We start from the raw sequence: 15,819 nt of genomic DNA on the forward strand, positions 1-15,819 counted from the left end.
CTCAACTGAATTTGCTGACTGCACCTTCGCCCAGGCTACCGGCAAGGCCGGCCTCAGGCTTCTTCTAACGTTGGTTGCTTACTGAACACTGCTGGCCTACCAAGCCAGAAACACCAGCGCAATCAACCTAAATCAGCGCCAATCAGCGGTTGAAGAGGGCCTGCACCTGCCCCAGCTCCAGCAGCACAATGGTGCGGCGGCCATCGGGGGTGTAGTTGGGCACCTGACAGGCAAACAGCTTATCCACGAGGGTGGTCATTTCCAGCTCCGAGAGGCGGGCCCCGGCAGCCGTGGTAGCCACGCGCCGGGCCAGCACCCGCGCCATCTGCTCACGGCGGTCCAGCTTTATGGGGCCGGCCGTATTCCGAAACTGCTCAATGAGGCCTTCTAGCAGCTCTTTCTCGTCGCGGGCCGGCACGTCGGCCGGAATACCCTCCACGGCAATAGTATTCTTGCCGAAATCAGTGAAGCGGAAACCCAGGGCCCGCAGTGGCTCCTCTACCTCCCGCAGAATGGCGAAGTCCTGAGGCGTGAAGGTGATAGTACGCGGAAACAGCAGGGTCTGGGAGGCACTGACTTCCCGCTCCAGGCTCTGAGCGTACTGCTCAAACAGAATTCGCTCCCGGGCCGCCACCTGGTCAATCAGCATCACCCCCGACTTCACGGGCACTAGCAGATACTGCTGGTGCAGCTGCAGCACTTTATTGCCAGGCCCCGTGGACGATTCGCGCAGGGGTAGCTCGGGGGTAGTATTGGGGGTGGCGGGTTGCGCGGGTGCGGCGGGGGTAGCAAAAGATGCGGCTATGGCCACACCCGCCTCCGCTGGGCCTGGCACTTCCGCTGCTGATTCAGTCGGGCTTTCCGGCGCAAGCGCCGGCCGGGGCACCGCCAGGTTGGCCGCCGAGGGCACAGGTACGCCTACGGCGGTGGCCTCATGCTCCACATCGGGCACGCTGATCTGGCTCAGGCTCTTGTAGAAGTTTTCCAGCTCGCGCTTGGCCTGCTCGGTCGGGCGGGGCGGCAGCTGGCGCTCGTAGGCATCGGCGCGGCTGGGCTTTTCGCGGGAAGAGCTGTTGCTGCCCGCCGCCTGCGCCGCCGCCGAGGCCAGGGCATCGGGCTGGAAGTCGTCGGCGAAGGGGCTTTTCTCATTGCCCGAAATGCGCAGCGGCTGAATGGGGGCAAAGTTCACGTTGCCATCGAAGTCCAGTGACGGGGCCATGTTGTGCAGGCCCAGGCTCTGCTTGATGGCCGAACGCACAATGGCGTACACCGTCTTCTCGTCCTCGAACTTGATTTCGGTTTTGGTGGGGTGCACATTGATGTCGATGGCCTTGGGGTCGAGCTCCAGAAACAGCACGTAGAAGGGGTGCGTGTCTTTGGGCAGCAGGCCCTCATAGGCGGTCAGCACGGCGTGGTTGAGGTAGGCCGAGCGGATAAAGCGGTTATTGACGAAGAAAAACTGGTCGCCCCGGCTTTTCTTCGCCGACTCCGGCTTACCGATAAACCCTTTCACCGTCAGGAAAGGGGTAACCTCTTCCACCTGCGCCAGCTGCTCCTTGTAGCCATTGCCCAGCAGGCTCACGATGCGCTGACTAAGCTTGCCAGCCGGCAGGTTAAACACTTCCAAATCGTTCTGAAACAGAGAGAAGCTGATCTGGGGGTTGGCCAGGGCTACGTGCTGAAATTCATCCAGAATGTGGCGCATCTCCACCGCGTTGCTCTTGAGGAAGTTGCGGCGGGCCGGCACATTGAAAAACAGGTTCTTGACGCTGATGCTGGTACCGTCGGGGCAGGCCACGGGCTGCTGGCTGCTGATCTGGGAGCCCTCCACCAGCAGCAGGGAGCCGGTATCCTGGTCGCGCTGCTTGGTCCGGATTTCTACCTGCGCCACGGCGGCAATAGAAGCCAGGGCCTCGCCCCGGAAGCCCAGGGTGCGGATGCGGAACAGGTCTTCGGTGGTGCGGATTTTAGAGGTAGCGTGGCGCTCCAGGCTCATGCGCGCATCGGTGGGGCTCATGCCCTGTCCGTTGTCCACCACCTGCACCAGCTGCTTGCCGGCTTCCTTCACGATGAGCTGCACCTGGGTAGCGCCGGCGTCCACGGCGTTTTCCAGCAGCTCTTTTACGGCAGAGGCCGGGCGCTGCACCACCTCGCCGGCGGCAATCTGGTTAGCTAAATACTCGGGTAAAAGCTGAATTATATCGGCCATATACGCTTGAAATCAGAAGAAAAACAGCCCCGCCGCCGGTGCCCGCCGCGGGGGCTATCCGCCTGATAACAACCGGCGTCGGGAAATTATCCGTAAGTTTGCGGCCAACTTTTGTGTGCGCGACGTGAGACGGTTTTGCTTGCTCATGCGTTGGAAGAGGCAGACGGCAAGAAGGGGAAGGCCCGCAGTTGAGGCCCGCCACTCCACCGAAAGCACCTTCCGGCACCCTTTTTGGAAAAGCAAAAGTAGGGCTTTTGGCTCGTCGTTCATCTCTCATACCCCTTCAGCACAGACCACCGGAGCCGATGCTCAAAGACTTTCGGATTGGAATCTTCCTGCTAGTACTGGCCGTCACGGGTCTGCTTATCTCCTGGTCGGCCCCGCGCGAAGAAGGCGGGCGCCCGATGTCGGTGGCGGAGCAGAACTGGGTTGACAGCGTCTTTAACTCGCTTACACCCGACCAGCGCCTGGGGCAGCTGTTTATGGTGGCTGCCTACTCCAACAAGGACCGCAAGCACGCCCAGTACACAGAGTTCCTGATCAAGAACTATAATATTGGCGGCCTGATGTTTCTGCAGGGCGGCCCGCGCCGGCAGGCCAACCTTACCAACCGCTACCAGGCGGCGGCCAAAGTGCCCCTGCTGGTAGCCATGGACGCCGAGTGGGGCCTGGATATGCGCCTGGATTCCAGCATGCACTTTGCCAAGGGCATGACCCTGGGCGCCATGGACGACGACCAGTACGTGTACCAGATGGGCCGCGAAATTGCCCTGAAGATGAAGACCCTGGGCGTGCACGTGAGCTTCTCGCCCGTTATCGACGTCAACTCCAACCCCAGCAATCCGGTTATCGGCAACCGCTCCTTCGGCGAAGACAAGGAGCAGGTTGCCAAGCACGGCATTAGCTACATCCGGGGCCTGCAGGACCACGGCATAATGGCCGTAGTAAAGCACTTCCCCGGCCACGGCGACACCGACGTGGACTCGCACGTAGCTTTGCCCGTCATCAACTCCGACATGGCCCGGCTCACGAACGTGGATTTGTACCCGTTCCAGAAGGCCTTCGACCAGGGCGTAATGGGCGTGATGGTCGGCCACCTCTACATGCCGCTGCTGGACACTGTCCGTTCCCTGTCGGCTACCATCTCCCGCAACCTGGTAACGGGCCTGCTGAAGGAGAAGATGAACTACCGCGGCCTCGTGTTCACGGACGCCCTGAACATGAAGAGCGTCTCGACGCTCTACAAGCCTGGCGAGTTGGATGCGCTGGCCCTGGCCGCCGGCAACGACGTGCTCCTGTTCTCGGAAGATGTGCCCATGGCCCTCCAGAAAATCAAGGAAACCATTGCGGCCGGCAAAATCGACCAGGCCGACATCGACCAGCGGGTGCGCAAGGTGCTGCGGGCCAAATACTGGGCCGGCCTGAACCGCTACCGCCCCGTGGATGTGCCCAACCTGATGCAGAACCTGAACCGGCCCCTAAGCCGCATGGTGCAGCAGCAGATTTATGAGCACGCCACCACGGTAGTCAAAAATGAGGACGACCTCCTACCCTTCAACCGCCTCGATACCCTGCGGATTGCGGCCGTAACCATCGGCTCGGATGCGCCCACCTATAAGGAGATTATGGGCAAGTATCAGAACGGACCGGTGTACGCCGTGCCCAACCGCTACGCCGTCGATTCGGCGTTTGCCCGCATTGCCGGCCGCCTCGCGCCCTACAACGTGGTAGTGGTGAGCCTGCATAATATGAACAATACGCCCACCCACAACTACGGTATTGGGGAAGGGGCGCTGAAGTTTCTGAAGGAGCTGCAGGCCAACCCCCGGATCAAAACGGTGGTGGTGGCTTTCGGCAACGCCTACTCCCTAAAGTATCTGGAAAGCAACCGCAACCTAGTGTGCGGCTACGAGGACAACTACGCCTCGCAGTTGGTGATGCCGCAGGTGCTGTTTGGGGCGCTGCCGGCTAAGGGTCGCCTACCCGTCACGGTTTCCGAAAACCTCAAAGCCGGCACTGGCCTACCTACCCCCGATTTCAAGCGCCTGCGCTACGGCACGCCCGAGGAAGCCGGCCTCGACTCACGCATCCTGTCCCAGATTGATAACGTGGCCCTGGAGGCCGTGGCCTACGCCGCTGCGCCTGGCTGCCAGGTGCTGGTGGCCAAGGATGGTATGGTAGTGTTCGACAAAAGCTACGGCTACTGCACCTACGATAAGTCGCAGCCGGTAAACAGCAGCACGCTCTATGACCTGGCTTCCGTGACGAAGGTAGCGGGCACTCTGCAGGCCATTATGTACCTCAAGGACCAGGGCAAGATCAACCTCGATGAGAAGGTAGCCACCTACCTGCCCGAGCTGAAAGCAACCAACAAAAAGGACATGACGGTGCGTGAGGTGCTCATGCACCAGGCAGGCCTCAAGCCCGGCATCCCGACCTGGGAGAAGACCGTTACCAAAGCCGGCCCCAAGCCTACCTTCTACGCCAGCACCGAGTCGCCGCAGTTTTCGCGGGAGGTAACTCCGGAGCTCTACAGCCTCAGCACCTCCGATGATTCCGTCTGGACCTGGGTGCAGCGCTCCGGCCTGCTACCCAAGGTGAAGGGCAAGTACCCAGTAGAGTACTCCGACCTGAGCTTTATCATTCTGAAGCGGGTAGCCGAGAAAGTGCTGAAAGAGCCCATTGATGGCTTCCTGCAGCGCACGTTCTACCAGCCCTTGGGCCTGGGCACCATGACCTACAACCCGCTCAGCAAATTCCCGAAGTCGTGCATAGCGCCCACAGAAAATGACACCTACTACCGCCGTACCCTGCTGCAAGGCACCGTGCACGACCAGACGGCGGCCATGATCGGGGGGGTAGGCGGCCACGCCGGCTTGTTCTCCAACGCCAACGACCTGGCCGTACTTATGCAAATGAACCTGCAGAACGGCCGCTACGGCGGGCAGCGCTACTTCCAGACGCCGGTGGTCACGGAGTTTGCCCGCAGCACTGAGGCTGGCAACCGCCGCGGCCTGGGCTGGGACAAGGGCGACCCGAGCAAGCCCGAAGGCCCTACCAGCAACCTCTCACCGGCCAGCACCTTTGGCCATACCGGCTTCACGGGTACCTGCGTCTGGATGGACCCCGAAAACAAAATCCTCTACATCTTTCTTTCTAACCGCGTGTACCCCGATGCGGGCAATAACAAGCTGCGTCAGTACAACATCCGGACCCGCATTCACGACGTGATATATAAGTCGTTGCAGAAAACATGATTTGTTGTTCCGCTTTCCTGTTTCTTTGATTCCGCAATCGGCGGTAAGCGCTTTCTGGAAGCGACTTGCCGCCGATTTTTTTGTCTGTAGCGCGAGGCTCTAGCTTCGCGCACCGTTGTACCGCTTTGGCGGCGCAACGTTGGCCCCTACTACCTCGCGAGGCTGGAGCTTCGCGTTACTTCTCCCCGCTCCCATGAACATCGGCATTGTTTGTTACCCCACTTTCGGCGGCTCGGGCGTCGTAGCCACTGAACTCGGTAAAGCCCTAGCTCTGAAAGGGCACCGCGTGCACTTCATCACCTACAGCCAGCCGGTACGCCTCGATTTCTTTAACGAGAATCTGTTTTATCACGAGGTCTATATTCCGCCCTACCCCCTCTTCCAGTTCCCACCCTACGAGCTGGCTCTGGCCAGCAAGATGGTGGACATCGTGCAGAACGAGAAGCTGGATGTGCTGCACGTGCACTACGCCATTCCGCACGCTTCGGCGGCCTACATGGCCAAACAGATTCTGCTTACCCGGGGCATTCGGATTCCGGTGGTAACTACCTTGCACGGCACCGATATTACCCTGGTGGGTAAGGATGCCAGCTACGAGCCGGTGGTAACGTTCAGCATCAACCAGAGCGACGGGGTTACGGCCGTTTCGGCCGATTTGCGACGCGAAACCTACGAGTACTTCGCCATTGAGAAGGACATTGAGATAATTCCGAACTTCATCAATCTGGAACGCTTCCAGAAGCTGAACAAGGGGCACTTCCGGGCGGCCATTGCGCCGGAGGGCGAAAAGCTGCTGGTGCATACCAGCAATTTCCGCTCCGTGAAGCGCATCGACGACGTGGTCAAGATTTTTGCCGGGGTGCGGGCCCATATTCCGGCCAAGCTCCTGCTGGTAGGCGATGGCCCCGACCGCCCGCGCATTGAAAAGCTCTGCCGCGAGGTTGGCTACTGCAACGATATCCGGTTCCTGGGCAAGCTGGAAGCCGTGGAGGAGGTCCTCAGCGTGGCCGATCTGTTCCTGATGCCTTCCGAAAAGGAAAGCTTTGGCTTGGCGGCCTTGGAAGCTATGGCCTGCGAAGTCCCGGTTATCAGCTCCGACGCCGGCGGTATTCCTGAGCTCAACGAGCACGGCGTGACCGGCATGGTCAGCCACATCGGCGACGTGGATGACATGGTAAAAAACGCCCTCTACGTGCTGCAGGAAGATAACCTGCCCCGGTTCAAGACCGCTGCCCGTGCCCACGCCGAAACCTTCGCGGTGGAGAAGATCGTGCCGCTCTACGAAGCCTGCTATCAACGCGCCATTGATGCTACTCTGGTGGAAGTAGTGAAATAATAAATGAGTGAAGTGTCATGGCGAGGACGGAGGACGACGCCATGACACTTCACTCATTTGCCCAAAGCCTGCTAAACAGATAAGCCCTTACCTCCAGCATGGAGGTAAGGGCTTGTTACATTTCAAGGGGGTAGCACATTGGTCAGGACAGATGGCGTCGGTGCCCTCGCCATGACACGTTACTCAATCACTCACTTACTTATTCACCGAATGGCTACTTAAAACATAGCCACGGCCTCACGCTTCACGGCTAGCAGGGCCGTGGCCGTGGGGTCGAACTGGTTGGTCATGAGGCCCTCCAGGATGTGGCGCGCCAACTCCGGGCCGCGGGCTTCCTGGGGGTTGGGCAGTGCCTGATAATGAGTGCTGATAAGGTTTACCACGCTCTCCTGAGCCTGCTTCACGGCGGCCCAGGTTTCGGGCTGCATGTAGAGCTGCTGGCTGAGATTGTGCTCTACCTCAGCCCGAATTTCCTGCAGCAGCAGGCGGTGGTAATCGGAGGCCGGAAGGCCAGCGCTGCTCACGCGCACCAGCAGGTTGTTCGGCGTGATGCGCTCCAGCAGCATGGTCACGCGCTCCAGAGCCTGCAGGCGCAGCGGCAGCGTGGTTTTGCTGGCTTCGAGACGCATTTCGACCAGGCGGCGCTGCTGCTCCTTTTCCAGGAATTGCTGAAAAAGAAAGTAAATGGCACCCGCCACAATAAGGGCCGGCAGAATAATCTTGAGCAGATCGAAGAGGTAGGCGGTGGAATCCATAGGGGCAGGTTGGGCCGAGTAGTAAGGGTAGGACGCCGGGGACGCCGGCGCCAAAACGAGGCATAAAGGGATAAACAAGCGGAAAAGGCAGCCGCCTGAGGCCCGCAAATATAGTGTGAACCGCCAGCCGCTACCTGCTGTTATACCTTCAATCGGAGCTTGAGTTTCGAGCAGGGCCTGCATCCGGGGTTCGGACGCATCAGGTGACTGCCGCGAGCTTCGTATATTTGTCGCCTTACTTCCCTAACGACGAACTCACTATGGCAACGGCCGTCTCCACGAAACTTGCTCCCATTAGCCTCACTCCCCGCGCACTGGAAGAGGTTCGGAATATTCTGATTGAGAAAAACGTGCCCGCTGAATACGGGCTGCGCGTTGGTGTGCAGGGTGGTGGTTGCTCGGGCATGAGCTACCTGCTCGGCTTCGATAAAGCCAAGGAGCAGGACGAAACCTTCGACCTCGACGGCGTACTGCTCATTATGGATAAGAAACACGCCATGTACGTGCTGGGCATGGAGGTTGACTTCCAGGATGGCCTGAACGCCCGCGGCTTCGTGTTCAACAACCCCCAGGCCAAAAGCACCTGCGGCTGCGGCTCCTCGTTCTCAGCCTAACCTATTGACTTGCGCTACCCAGGTAGCAAACTGAAAAGCCTCGGCCAGCTGGTCGGGGCTTTTTGTTTATCTACTAAACGCAGCTGACGGCACAGAGGCGGTGTATATCAGAGTTGCTGGCTACTTTAGGCCGCTCTTCCCTCCTACCCCCTTCTTATCCTCTGATGCGTTCCTTCCTAGCCCTGGGCCTTTTGCTGGCCGCTACCGGAGTACAAGCCCAAGCGTTCAGCCCCGCCGAAATTGCCCGCTGGCAGCAGCAAGCCAAGCAGGTAACCATCACGCGCGACACCTGGGGCGTGCCGCACGTACAGGGCCGCACCGATGCCGACGCGGTGTTCGGGCTGCTATATGCTCAATGTGAGGATGATTTTGCGCGGGTGGAAATGAACTACCTCGATGCCATCGGCCGGCTGGCCGAGGTAGAGGGCGAGTCGGCTATATACCACGATTTGCGCGCCCGCCTGTTCATGGACAGCACCCAGGCCGTTCGTCTCTACAAGAAAAGCCCGGGCTGGATGAAGCAGCTACTCAATGCCTTCGCCGACGGCACCAATTACTACCTCTACACCCACCCCAAAGTCCAGCCCAAGCTGCTACGGCGCTTCCAGCCCTGGATGCCTTTGATGTTTAGCGAGGGTAGTATTGGGGGCAATATCAGCGTAGTGCCCCTGGAGCGGCTGAAAAACTTCTACGGCAACCGGAAATCGACCTCCTGGCAGTGGCCCGATTTTGAGAAGGCCGAGCGGGAACCGGTGGGCTCCAACGGCTTTGCGGTGGCTCCGGCTAAAAGCGCCAGCGGCCACGCCCTGCTGCTCATCAACCCGCACACGTCATTCTATTTCCGCCCCGAGGTGCAGGTAAGCAGCGAAGCGGGCCTGAACGCCTACGGGGCCGTGACGTGGGGGCAATTCTTTGTGTATCAGGGCTTCAATGAGCACTGCGGCTGGATGCACACCTCCAGCCAGGCCGATTCCATGGATGAGTACCTGGAAACCATTGAGTTGAAAGACGGCAAGCCCTACTACCGCTATGGCCAGAAGCTGCGGCCCGTGCAGGTAGCTACCGTTTCCATTCCCTATCTGCAGGATGGCAAAATCGCGCGGCGGCAGTTTACTACCTACCGCACCCACCACGGCCCGGTGGTTGGCCAACAGGCCGACAACAAATGGGTGACGGTGCGCATGATGGACACGCCGCTGCAGGCCCTGGAGCAGTCGTACCTGCGCACGAAGGCCACCGACTACGCCAGCTTCCGGAAGGTGATGAAGCTCAACGGCAACGCCTCCAACAACACGGTATTTGCCGACAGCAAGGGCACCATTGCCTACTGGCACGGCAACTTCATGCCCCGCCGCGACCCGCAGTTCGACTGGAGCCAGCCCGTGGATGGCAGCAACCCCCAAACCGACTGGAAGGGTCTGCACAAAGTCGAAGACATTGTGCAGGTGATGAACCCCGCCAGCGGCTGGATTCAGAACTGCAACTCTACCCCCTTCACCGTCTCAGGCCCCAGCAGCCCCGATAAGAGCAAGTACCCCGCCTATATGGCCCCCGACGCCGAGAATTACCGCGGCATTAATGCAGTGCGGGTGCTCAGCCAGAAACCAGTGTTTACCCTGGATACGCTGATTGCCGCCGCCAAAGACCCCTACCTCCCCGGTTTTGAGGAACTGCTGCCGGCGCTGGCTAAGGATTTCCAGTTCGTGACGGACAGCCCTAACCCGCCGGAGGGTGAGGTAGTGGAAGCCATGAAAACCCTGCAGGCCTGGGATAAACGCTACGGCAAAGTCTCCGTAGGCCAGACGCTGGCTACTTATTGGGGTGAGCGGCTGTTGCGTCTGGCTCGTCCGCGCGTACCAGCCGGGCAGGTGCTGGACTACATCAGCCTCGTTAAGTTTACCATTGCCAACACCACGCCCCAGGAGAAGGTAACGGCCCTGCAGGAAACCGTGGACGAGCTAACCCGCGACTTTGGCACCTGGCGCATGCCCTGGGGCGAGGTAAACCGCTTCCAGCGCCTCACCGGCAACATCCAGGAAACCTACGACGACCAAAAGCCCAGCCTGCCAGTGGCATTTACCTCGTCGGCCTGGGGGTCGTTGGCGGCCTTTGGCTCCCGGGCCTACCCCGGCACCAAGAAGCGGTACGGCAGCGTCGGGAATAGCTTTATTGCGGTGGTGGAGTTCGGGCCGCGCGTTAAAGCCCGCTCCGTGCTGGCGGGCGGTAACAACAACCAGCCTACTTCCCCGCACTTCACCGACCAAGCCGGGCTGTACGCCGAGGAGAACTTCAAAGAAGTGTGGTTCTACCCCGAAGACGTAAAGCAACACGCCGAGCGCACCTACTCGCCGGGGCAGTAGTAGCAAGTATAGGGACGGTAAACCGTCATGTCGAGCTTGTCGAGACATCTCGCGTGCTGACGTTGCATTAGCATTACAACATCAGCACGCGAGATGTCTCGACAAGCTCGACATGACGGTTACTATTATGCCCGAAATGATGGTCTAAATTGACCTGACGATTTAAGAAAGAACGTCAAGTACTCTAATTAACACATCAGGGCGTTATTCTTTTCTACTTGAAATACTTGGCGTACTCGGCGGGCATGGTGTCCAGGGGCTTGATGAGGATGTCTTTGTAGAACACCTCGGCGGCTTCGCTTTGCAGCTGAATTTTGCCGTAAGTCAGCGGTTGGCGCTGCCCATTTACAATGGCTCCGGAGTTATTCACGGCCAGCACAACGTGGCCATTCACGATGTGCACACTCTGGCCGTTTACGTTGATGAGTTCCAGCTCATTCCACTGGCCGTTCGGTACTTCATAATTCGCCGAAGCCTGACAGAAGCCGGGCCCCCCGCGGCCCATGGTCACGGGGGCGGCCGTGGCGTTGTAGCGGAGCGTGTCCCGGGTTTTGTTGTAGGCGGCCCGGATGTCGGCGGTGGAGTTGGCAATGCACCAGAAGTCGCCCATGGCGTTGCCCTTCTGGTATTCCGACACCTGAAACTCTTGGCTGAGCATCCAACTGCGCCAGTAATCGACCCCGCACTCGCCCTGGCTGTTATACAGGATGCCACTGTCGAGGGGTTCATCGAGGCGGGGCGTCCACTTCTTGGTTCCCCATTTCACCTTCAGCTTGAGGGCGTAGTTGCGGAAATCCTGCTTCGTGAAAACGCAGCCGTATATCTCGCCGCTGATGCGCAGTACCGGCTCACCTTCCTGCATTACTACGGAAAAGACGTTTGCCTCATTTTTGCCGTAGCCGATGGGCGCCAGCGGCTTGCCCTGGGCGTCGGTGGGCTGCTGGCCCCGGTAGCCCACCTGATGGCGGTAGCTCTGAAACGTCTGCCACTTACTCAGATTTTTGTCTAGCAGCGGCTCCCACCCTTCGGGCGCTACCGAGGAGGTAGAGATTAGCAGCAAGATGGCCCCGCAAACCAGGGTAGTAGATTTTCTCATCGGGCGAAATAGATAGTAGATGGATAATGCGCCCAATCTACTGATTTCAAGCTACGATGTACCAGTAGCCTGCCCCAACTGAAACTATCTGCTACTTCCTGACAGGCTTGATGCTGATAGCGGCCCCGCCCCCGGCGGCGAGTGCTAGCTTGAGCGTGGTTTTGCGGTCCACTTTCTGCTTGCGAATCTGGTAGGCCATGGGGTTCTTGTCCCAGCTGGCTCCTTTGCCATCGGCGTAGATAGTGGCTTCGTAGGTAGTGCCGGGCGTGAGGAAATCGAGCTTAATGGTTTGAGTACGGGCATTTTCGTCGGTGATGGCGCCTACGTACCACTCCTCAGTACCTTTGGCTTTGCGGGCCGTGGTGAGGTAGTCGCCCGGCTCAGCAGCCAGAATGCGGGTGTCGTCCCAATCTACCGCTACATCCTTAATGAACTGGAAGGCATCGGGGTGCTGCTCGTAGGCTTCGGGCAGGTCGGCGGCCATTTGCACGGGGCTGTACAGGGTCACATACAAGGCCAGCTGCTTAGCGAGCGTAGTGTGTACCTGCTTGCCCTGGTTGCGCTGCGGGTTCCAGCCTTCCAGCTTAATCTGGAAGATGCCGGGCGTGTAGTCCATGGGGCCACCCATGAGCCGGGTGAAGGGCAGAATGGTTTCGTGCTCGGGCGGGTTACCGGTGCTCCAGGCGTTGAACTCGTTGCCCCGGGCCGCTTCTGAGGCCAGCCAGTTGGGGTACGTGCGGTGCAGCCCCGTTGGCCGCACTGATTCGTGCATGTCCACCATGATCTGGTTTTCGCCGGTTTTCTGGGCTGTGCGGTTGTAGTGGTTTACCATCCACTGGCCGTCGTGGTGCTCCCCGCGCGGGATGATGCGGCCCACGTAGCCGGTTTTCACGGCGTCGTAGCCATACTGCTTCATGAAGCGGTAGGCGGCATCCTGGCGGCGCTCATAGTTGGTGACGGAGGAGCTGGTTTCGTGGTGCATTATCAGCTTCACGCCCTTGCTGGCGGCGTAGGCCTGCAGCTCCTGCACATTGAAATCGGGGTAGGGCGTTACAAAGTCGAACACTTCTTCCTTCCAGTTATTCGCCCAGTCTTCCCAGCCCACGTTCCACCCCTCCACCAGCACGCTCTGCAGGCCGTGCTTGGCCGCGAAGTCGATGTAGCGCTTCACGTTGGCGGTGTTAGCGCCGTGGTGGCCGTTAGGCTTCAGCTTGCTCCAGTCGGTGCCGGAGAGCTTGATGTTGCTGGTATCGGCGTAGTTCCAGCTGGCTTTGTTGACGTGCATCTCCCACCACACGCCCACAAATTTCTGGGGCTTGATCCAGTCAGTGGTCGGGAATTTGGTGGGCTCGTTGAGGTTGAGGATGAGCTTGCTGGCTAGCACCTCGGGGGCTTTGTCGCTGACGATGATGGTGCGCCAGGGCGTATGCTCAGGGGCTTGCAGGTAGGCGGCCGCACCGGTAGCGGAAGGCACCAGGTGGCTGCGCAGCCCGAAGGTCTGGGGATTCACGTCCAGCATCATGGCGGGGTAATTGACCAGCGCCGCCTCGTGGATGTTCACGTACAGCCCCTCGTCGGACTTAAGCATGAGCGGCGTTTGGATGCGCTGGGGCGCCGATTTCTGCTGAATGGGCTCAATAGAGGCACTATTAACCTCGCTCAGGCGGGTAGTGCTGTAAGTGTATTCGTTGGAGTCGTAGTCGCCCGGAATCCAGAAGGCTTTGTGGTTGGCGGGCAGGTTGAACTCGGTTTTCTCTTCCTGCACCGTGAAATACTGCAGATTCGGCTGCTGCGGAAACTCGTAGCGGAAGCCCAGCCCGTCGTCGTAGAGGCGGAAGCGCACTACCAACCGGCGGCCGTCCGCAGAGGGCTGCCGCAGGGTCACGGCCAGTTCCTTGTAGCGGTTGCGGATCTGCTTTACCTCGCCCCATACGGGCGTCCAGGTATCGTCGTGCTGGCTGGAATCAACCTGCGCAACGGCCAGGCCCTTATCCAGAGCCGGCAGCCCTTGCAGCAACATGCCCAAGCGGCTCGGCTTGAGTACCGCCCTACCCCCTAGCCGCAGCTGATACGTTGGCTCGCCTGCCGGACTGAGCTGGAAACTCAGGGTGAGCTTATTACCAGGTGAGTGAACCGTTTGGGCTTGGACAGCAGAGCCCAGGAGGCCCGCCAACAGCAGGAAGGAAAGACGTTTCATAAACGAAGCCGGAATGAACAGGAAAGGTACGCCGTCATTTCCCAGACCCGCTAGGCCAGTGTTACCTGCTACTGGTTTTGTGTTACCCACCCGGCTGCCCGCCTATTTAGGCTTCTTATAAAGCGTTTCGAAGGCTTTGTACACCGCCCGGTGCAGAATAGTAGCGTGCGTTTCTTCCGGAAACGGTACGTATTCAATACGACTGCCTTTAGCCGGCGCGGCCCGCAGAGTCGCCACCATAGCTTCGGTGGCTTTCTTCATCTCGGGGCCTTCGTTGCCAAGCGCCACAAACACGTTGACGGGTGCCGCCGCTGCAGCCGGCTTGAGCAAGCCGGGGGCCTGGGCTACCAACGATTCATTATCCCACCACAGGCTGGGGCTGGCAATGATGTAGTTATTAAACAGCGTGGGCTTTTTCAGCAGCACTTCCATGGCAAACAACCCACCTAACGACTGACCTACCAATGTTTTTTGCCCATTGGTACGGTAGGTTTTCTCCACGTAAGGCTGCAGGTCCTTTTCCAGAAAGCGCATAAAAGCCGCCGACTTACCAGCCGTGGGGAAATCTTTCCGGTCCTTCTCATTGCGGGTTGGGAAGGTAAAGTCCCGCCGCCGGTCAACGGTAGCAATACCTACAATGATGGACTTAGGCAGCACGTCTATCCAGGGAAACGTCAGAAACTGCGCCAGCCCGACGATATGAATAAAATCTTCATCGGCGGACCCATCCAGCAGATAAATTACGGGGTAGGTAGCCTTGGGGTCGTTTGCGTAGCCCTCTGGCAGGTAGATGTTCAGTACCCGCTCCTCGTTTAGCTGCCCCGATTTGATTCTGTCGATGTGACCCAGCACGAATGGTTCGCGCTTTGGCGGCTGGCTTTGTCCGTGAGCTGCCGGCGGACACAGTAACAGCAGAAGTAGCGCGCAGCAGGCCAGGGCTGATTTGCAAAGGTTGGGGAGAAGCATACGTCTAAGCTAGCATAGAAACGGCTTAAAGGCACAAGACCCGCCCTGCTTTAGGTTGGCTACGAAAGCCTGTGAAATTCGCCCTGACAGGCCGGCAAATCAGAACTCCAGTCGCCGCCCTTGCTCCGGAAACACCAGCTTCAGCTGGAGCTTGTTGGCCTCGGTGAGCTGTTGGCGAATGGCGGCTTCATTCCCCGGCTTAGCGTGCGTGATAACCACCGGCAATCCGCGCAAGAACTCTGGCCCAGCCAACTGACCCAGCACCGCCATTTCCTGCATCAGTAGCGCCGGCGTAAGGTGACCGAAAAGCGGGGTTGTGGGCTGGGCGTTGGGGTAGGAAGCTTCAATGAAAATGGCCTTGAGCTGCCGGGCCTTAACCAGGGGCTGCATGGCCTGCCACACGGCACGCAACTTCTGGCTTTGCTCCACGGTATCGGCGCCGGTGTCGCCGAGGTAGAGTAGGTAGCTGCTGCCGCTGCGCACCAGAAACGCCGCGCTTTGGTAGAGTTTGCCGTGGCTAAGAGGGTAGGCCTGCACCTGCAGCGTCGTGTTTTCGATGGGCGTTTCCTGCTGGGGTTGCAACTCACGCAGCTGGTATTTCTTGAGGGCCGGCGGGGCGCCACCGTCGCCGAAATTGGGCCAGGCCCGCCAGTTGAAATAGTCGGTTTGGATGGTGGCGAGGCAGCTTTGAAGGCCATAGATACTTTTCGGCGTGTCGTCGGGGGCTCCGAGCAACAGGCCGGCTACATGGTCGAGGTGGGCGTGGGAAATGAGGTAGGCTTTGATTTGGGTGCGGACTACCTCACTGGCTGGTGCGGAAAACACCTTATTGCTAACAGCCTTTTCGACTCCGCTGTACACGGTTCCGGCATCCAGGCAGAGGTAGGAACTGGAGCCGGCCGGGGCCACCAGGTAGGCCGACAGGTTGCTTTCCTGCACGCCGCCCTTCACACCCAGCGGTACCACACTGAAGCTGGGTTGAGCCAAGGCTGGTAACCTCAACAGCAAGCTTACCACAAGCCAGCTACT

The 15,819-nt window shown here is 59.3% G+C and carries 10 protein-coding genes; 4 read left to right on the top strand and 6 right to left on the bottom strand.

Features of this window, described 5'->3' with window-relative positions; translation table 11 throughout:
* Window positions 1-142: 142 nt before the first annotated feature.
* Window positions 143-2,209: a DNA mismatch repair endonuclease MutL gene (mutL, locus tag FGZ14_RS10910; RefSeq protein WP_139924171.1), complete on the bottom strand. Its 2,067-nt coding sequence runs from the start codon at window positions 2,207-2,209 to the stop codon at window positions 143-145.
* Window positions 2,210-2,514: 305 nt separating this feature from the next.
* On the opposite strand from mutL, the gene FGZ14_RS10915 reads away from it, so the two are divergent.
* Complete coding sequence (locus tag FGZ14_RS10915) at window positions 2,515-5,466, top strand: glycoside hydrolase family 3 N-terminal domain-containing protein (protein ID WP_139924174.1); 2,952 nt, start codon at window positions 2,515-2,517, stop codon at window positions 5,464-5,466.
* Between the two features lie 193 nt (window positions 5,467-5,659).
* Complete coding sequence (gene bshA / locus FGZ14_RS10920) at window positions 5,660-6,802, top strand: N-acetyl-alpha-D-glucosaminyl L-malate synthase BshA (protein WP_139924176.1); 1,143 nt, start codon at window positions 5,660-5,662, stop codon at window positions 6,800-6,802.
* Window positions 6,803-7,020: 218 nt separating this feature from the next.
* Here the strand turns inward: bshA and FGZ14_RS10925 are convergent, their stop codons facing one another.
* Window positions 7,021-7,557 carry a hypothetical protein gene (locus tag FGZ14_RS10925; protein WP_139924178.1) on the bottom strand — a complete coding sequence of 179 codons (537 nt, stop codon included), beginning with the start codon at window positions 7,555-7,557 and terminating at the stop codon, window positions 7,021-7,023.
* A 260-nt stretch (window positions 7,558-7,817) separates the two neighbouring features.
* On the opposite strand from FGZ14_RS10925, the gene FGZ14_RS10930 reads away from it, so the two are divergent.
* Together FGZ14_RS10930 and FGZ14_RS10935 are read left to right on the top strand one after the other, a co-directional pair.
* Window positions 7,818-8,171 carry an iron-sulfur cluster assembly accessory protein gene (locus tag FGZ14_RS10930; protein WP_045687449.1) on the top strand — a complete coding sequence of 118 codons (354 nt, stop codon included), beginning with the start codon at window positions 7,818-7,820 and terminating at the stop codon, window positions 8,169-8,171.
* A gap of 164 nt (window positions 8,172-8,335) precedes the next feature.
* Entirely contained in the window at window positions 8,336-10,531 is a 2,196-nt protein-coding gene (locus FGZ14_RS10935; protein WP_139924180.1) for a penicillin acylase family protein, read from the top strand.
* A gap of 214 nt (window positions 10,532-10,745) precedes the next feature.
* Here FGZ14_RS10935 and FGZ14_RS10940 read toward each other — a convergent pair whose 3' ends face one another.
* The 4 genes from FGZ14_RS10940 to FGZ14_RS10955 all read right to left on the bottom strand — a co-directional run bounded on the left by FGZ14_RS10940 (window position 10,746) and on the right by FGZ14_RS10955 (window position 15,777).
* Window positions 10,746-11,627, bottom strand: a complete 882-nt coding sequence (locus FGZ14_RS10940; protein WP_139924182.1) for a DUF1080 domain-containing protein — start codon at window positions 11,625-11,627, stop codon at window positions 10,746-10,748.
* Window positions 11,628-11,718: 91 nt separating this feature from the next.
* On the bottom strand, window positions 11,719-13,824 hold the full coding sequence (locus FGZ14_RS10945; RefSeq protein ID WP_139924184.1) for a glycoside hydrolase family 97 protein: 2,106 nt from the start codon (window positions 13,822-13,824) through the stop codon (window positions 11,719-11,721).
* A 102-nt stretch (window positions 13,825-13,926) separates the two neighbouring features.
* Window positions 13,927-14,790, bottom strand: coding sequence for an alpha/beta hydrolase (locus FGZ14_RS10950; RefSeq protein ID WP_139924186.1), 864 nt, complete (start codon window positions 14,788-14,790; stop codon window positions 13,927-13,929).
* A gap of 99 nt (window positions 14,791-14,889) precedes the next feature.
* Entirely contained in the window at window positions 14,890-15,777 is an 888-nt protein-coding gene (locus tag FGZ14_RS10955; RefSeq protein ID WP_257883207.1) for an MBL fold metallo-hydrolase, read from the bottom strand.
* Between the last annotated feature and the right edge of the window lie 42 nt (window positions 15,778-15,819).

The organism is Hymenobacter sp. DG01 (assembly GCF_006352025.1).
Taxonomy (GTDB): Bacteria; Bacteroidota; Bacteroidia; order Cytophagales; family Hymenobacteraceae; genus Hymenobacter.

Bases quoted from the DNA above. Each gene is read 5' to 3' on its own strand.
- mutL (WP_139924171.1), bottom strand. From the start codon at position 2,209: ATGGCCGATATAATTCAGCTTTTACCCGAGTATTTAGCTAACCAGATT.
- FGZ14_RS10915 (WP_139924174.1), top strand. From the start codon at position 2,515: ATGCTCAAAGACTTTCGGATTGGAATCTTCCTGCTAGTACTGGCCGTC.
- bshA (WP_139924176.1), top strand. From the start codon at position 5,660: ATGAACATCGGCATTGTTTGTTACCCCACTTTCGGCGGCTCGGGCGTC.
- FGZ14_RS10925 (WP_139924178.1), bottom strand. From the start codon at position 7,557: ATGGATTCCACCGCCTACCTCTTCGATCTGCTCAAGATTATTCTGCCG.
- FGZ14_RS10930 (WP_045687449.1), top strand. From the start codon at position 7,818: ATGGCAACGGCCGTCTCCACGAAACTTGCTCCCATTAGCCTCACTCCC.
- FGZ14_RS10935 (WP_139924180.1), top strand. From the start codon at position 8,336: ATGCGTTCCTTCCTAGCCCTGGGCCTTTTGCTGGCCGCTACCGGAGTA.
- FGZ14_RS10940 (WP_139924182.1), bottom strand. From the start codon at position 11,627: ATGAGAAAATCTACTACCCTGGTTTGCGGGGCCATCTTGCTGCTAATC.
- FGZ14_RS10945 (WP_139924184.1), bottom strand. From the start codon at position 13,824: ATGAAACGTCTTTCCTTCCTGCTGTTGGCGGGCCTCCTGGGCTCTGCT.
- FGZ14_RS10950 (WP_139924186.1), bottom strand. From the start codon at position 14,790: ATGCTTCTCCCCAACCTTTGCAAATCAGCCCTGGCCTGCTGCGCGCTA.